This window comes from Gammaproteobacteria bacterium (genome assembly GCA_027296625.1).
GTDB lineage: Bacteria > Pseudomonadota > Gammaproteobacteria > JAKEHO01 > JAKEHO01 > JAKEHO01.
Genome location: JAPUIX010000162.1, coordinates 1 through 3,053 on the forward strand (window position 1 = coordinate 1; position 3,053 = coordinate 3,053).

Here is a 3,053-nt window from a genome sequence, read left to right on the forward strand (position 1 = left end):
CACCCTCACCGGCAAGGTCGTTAAGGTAGCCGATGGCGACAACATCACCGTCCTCGATAGCACTAACACCCAGTACCGCGTCCGGTTGCAAGGCATCGACGCCCCTGAGCGAAAACAAGCCTTTGGCAATGCCTCAAGAAATCATCCGGCGAGTCTCGTCGCAGGCAAGGCCGTCACCGTGAAATGGGACAAGCGGGATCGCTACAGGCGGATTGTGGGATTTGTCATCGTAGACGGACAAGATGTGAACCTTGCGCAGGTCAAGGCAGGGATGGCTTGGTTCTACCGGCATTATCAGAAGGAGTTGAGTCGAGAGAACAGAAAGCTCTATGCCAAAGCAGAGGATCAGGCACGCACTGACCGACTGGGTCTGTGGCAGGACAAGAATCCGATGTCGCCGTGGGAGGGGCGGCGGCAGAGATTGCGGTAGGTCAATCTAACGCTTGAGCTCAGCGGCCCAGAAAAGGGGCGCGGCTATTGCGAAGGATTGCCTATAATCTCACGCGGCTGGGTATATACTAACGTAGCTAGCCAAACCAATGCAGATGCCAATGGTTTCAAGCCGCTTGCGAAATCTCTTTCTTCTTGCTGTTCCAGTGGGGCTTGTTCACGTCCTTGAGCAGTGGCTCTTTGGTTTTAACGAAGCCTTCGCCGTGGTGAAGTCTTATTTCCTGCCATTTCAGAACTTGTTTGACCCACCTGAAAAGGCGTTCTTGGTCCTTGCGGCCTTCATTTCAGTGGCCTGGTTTTTAACGACGTATTTTCTTCTGCGAGGGGGCAAATATCAGCATGGCGTACTCATTTTCTTTGGCGCTCTATTCATTTCTGAGATTCACCATCTCTTTGGTTCCATAAGTCAAGGAAAGTACATCGCGGGGACAGGGACTGGTGTCCTATTCGCGGCTTTTGGGCTCTTGCTGGTATTGTGGACCATCAAAGAAATGCGTGGTGGGCCACGCAGGGTTGGCTAACCAAGTGACCGCGTGTTGGTACTGAACTCCGCTGACAGTCTCTCACGCGCGGCCTCGCCGGGCTTGGATGGGTGGGGCGACGTAGAAATAGGACTTAGAAAAAGCTCTCAATACCCAACGCCGTCATCCGCGGCCTATCTGCTTAGCCTGCTTACACAAACAAAGTACGCATCAACAGCAGGGTCCTTCTTAGCCTGCTCCTTGCAGTGCTGTTGCAGTTCCAGCAAGTGTATCTGTTCCGGTGTTGGTTGGATAGCCATATACGCCATAGAAATCTGCGCAATAACAATCGCAAGCAATGCAACGGTAGCGAACGGGTTCATGGCACATCCTTCCCTGGGTTGATAAAGGGCAAACAAAAGGTCTATTAGGATAGGGTCGCCGTTGGGTTTATCGAGGAACCTGTGCCCGTCGAGTTTTTCGCTATTGCGGCTTCAACAGCTCGAGAGTGGCTTCCCTAACTCCCAGCCACGTTTTCTGGCCGGTTCGATCACCCATCGCTAGAGCCTCATCGGATTTGAGAAGTGCGTGCAACGGCGCCATGTTTCCGTATTCCTCGACGATTCGTTCTGCGGTGAGGTGCACATTGAGGTCAGCGGCGGCGCTTTTTGTCGGAGCTTTGCCGCAACATTTCTCCAGGAGCTCGGACACAGCTGCAAGAGCTTCGGGTTCGCTTGACACGTCGTGGGGAGCGCCCCCGATAATGACACGCTTGGATCCGCGCTTGTCGCGCCAGATCCCACACCCTCCGCCGTAGCCCAATTCATCCGCGCTACCGACGATGTTAAGCGCTGGAATCCCGCGGCGCTTGCCACCACCATGGCGGCAGTCGGTTCCGATGAAGATATGCGCGACGAACTCGCGTCCCCGATACACAGCCACGGCCTGCGCGCCTTCACTAAACCCCATCAATACCAGCCGGTCTTGGTCGACCCATGGCAACTCTCTCATCTGCGAAACTGCGTACTTGATCTCCTGGATTCGCAGTAGCTGACGCCCAGTCATATCTCCGTCCCCACAAAGTTCTACTCGACCAGGCCGTGCGAAACTGTCCGGTTGAAAGACTACGAAGCCAAAAACGGCCAGCATAGGTCCCCAACGATCCCCTGCGCCCTTTAGTCCCCCGCAACCATGTAGGTAAACGACGGCCGGGAGCTTCACGTTGGATTTTAGTTTTTGATTGCGTACCGAGTCACCCCAACCGACGGGGTCCTTGTACACGTTTGCAAACCTCTCAGTATCGCCAGACTTGGTGGCACTTGCGGGAAGATAGTACGTCATGTGTTGCCAGGTCAGCGGCGCGGTTTTCTTTGAGTAAGTTCCGCGCCCGCCTTCTGTTTGACCGGTCCAGACGATTATCAACGCCACCAAGACCAGCGAGACACGGCGCCCGCCTAAAAACATTAGCGGTGGGCTAAGAGTTTTCAATCGACATCTTCTGATCGAGGTGAATGGACGAGTATATGTTACGCCCCTTTTCATGCGGCGGCTCCCCCCGGCGCTTTGCGGGAAGCGTAGTACAGGGTTTATTTGAACTGCTTCGCCACCACCTGGCTTATCTGCACCATCACTCCAGTTAGCTCATCCTCCCTCCTGCCCGTAATTTCCCAAGCCCGCTCGAGGTTGGAAGTGATCTGATCACGTACCCTTCACAGGTCTTTTCTCATATAAGCTCGTTACACCCGTAAGTAGTCGTGTGCGTGTTGGCCCGGTTTTTGCTACGTATCCGGGGGGCGCACATTTAGCGGGCAGAGGTCATCGATGAGAGAAACCAGACTTCGGAGCATTCTGAAAGCGCTAACGTGGAGGCTGATCGCTTCTCTCGTTACCGCGAGCATCGTATTTATCATCACTCGTGAAGCCGCCCTGTCCGTCAGTGTCGGGATTCTTGACTCACTTGTGAAGATCTTTGTCTATTATTTTCATGAGCGTGTTTGGACGGTAATTGCGCTTGGTAAGATCGTTCACCCGCTCGCCGAACTCGACGTTAGTAAAGAACTGACCGACGAGCATAAAATGCTCATACGCCGACAGCTCGAAGAGCTTGGTTACTTCGATCATTGACCAACCGGTTTTCTCATG

The 3,053-nt window shown here is 54.0% G+C and carries 5 protein-coding genes; 3 read left to right on the forward strand and 2 right to left on the reverse strand.

The window, feature by feature from the left end; genetic code table 11:
- Both O6944_09995 and O6944_10000 read left to right on the forward strand, forming a co-directional pair.
- Positions 1-430: thermonuclease family protein (locus tag O6944_09995; GenBank protein MCZ6719467.1), on the forward strand; the 430-nt coding region annotated here is incomplete at its 5' end.
- A 121-nt stretch (positions 431-551) separates the two neighbouring features.
- Positions 552-971, forward strand: a complete 420-nt coding sequence (locus O6944_10000; protein MCZ6719468.1) for a hypothetical protein — start codon at positions 552-554, stop codon at positions 969-971.
- 134 nt (positions 972-1,105) lie between these two features.
- Here the strand turns inward: O6944_10000 and O6944_10005 are convergent, their stop codons facing one another.
- Complete coding sequence (locus O6944_10005; GenBank protein ID MCZ6719469.1) at positions 1,106-1,294, reverse strand: hypothetical protein; 189 nt, start codon at positions 1,292-1,294, stop codon at positions 1,106-1,108.
- Between the two features lie 100 nt (positions 1,295-1,394).
- Positions 1,395-2,399 carry a dienelactone hydrolase family protein gene (locus O6944_10010; GenBank protein MCZ6719470.1) on the reverse strand — a complete coding sequence of 335 codons (1,005 nt, stop codon included), beginning with the start codon at positions 2,397-2,399 and terminating at the stop codon, positions 1,395-1,397.
- Between the two features lie 333 nt (positions 2,400-2,732).
- Here O6944_10010 and O6944_10015 point away from each other — a divergent pair, with 333 nt between their 5' ends.
- On the forward strand, positions 2,733-3,035 hold the full coding sequence (locus tag O6944_10015; protein ID MCZ6719471.1) for a DUF2061 domain-containing protein: 303 nt from the start codon (positions 2,733-2,735) through the stop codon (positions 3,033-3,035).
- The last annotated feature ends 18 nt before the right edge of the window (positions 3,036-3,053 follow it).